Source organism: Acidovorax sp. SRB_24 (assembly GCF_012931925.1).
In genome coordinates this window covers 1-277 of record NZ_MWOM01000341.1, presented here as the reverse complement: position 1 = coordinate 277, position 277 = coordinate 1, and the positions used below count along the sequence as shown (strand labels likewise).

Below are 277 nucleotides of genomic sequence, written 5' to 3'. Positions count from 1 at the left end.
CGCACCACAGCGCCCGAGGCGTCGGGCCCGGTGGGGGCAGAAGCGCCCCCGGCCACGCCGCCTTCCGCTGCGCATGCGCCCGACGCCCCCGCTGCAGCGCCATTGCCCCCCGCGGTCGCGGGCAAGGCGCCGCCTGCGGGCAGCGCCAAGGCCGCCACCTCGGCAGACCCCTTGGGTGACTTGGTCAAGGCCAAGTCCAAGTCTGCCGCCGCGGCCAGCGTGGACCCGTTCGATTATTTCGTGCAGGCAGGCGCCTTCCGCGCCCAGTCCGACGCCG

Annotated in this window: 1 pseudogene; it reads right to left on the bottom strand. The window is 75.5% G+C overall.

Annotated features, from left to right (window positions below):
- Nucleotides 1-188, bottom strand: a pseudogene (locus tag B2J89_RS23410) (hypothetical protein); the annotation flags it as partial.
- Between the last annotated feature and the right edge of the window lie 89 nt (nt 189-277).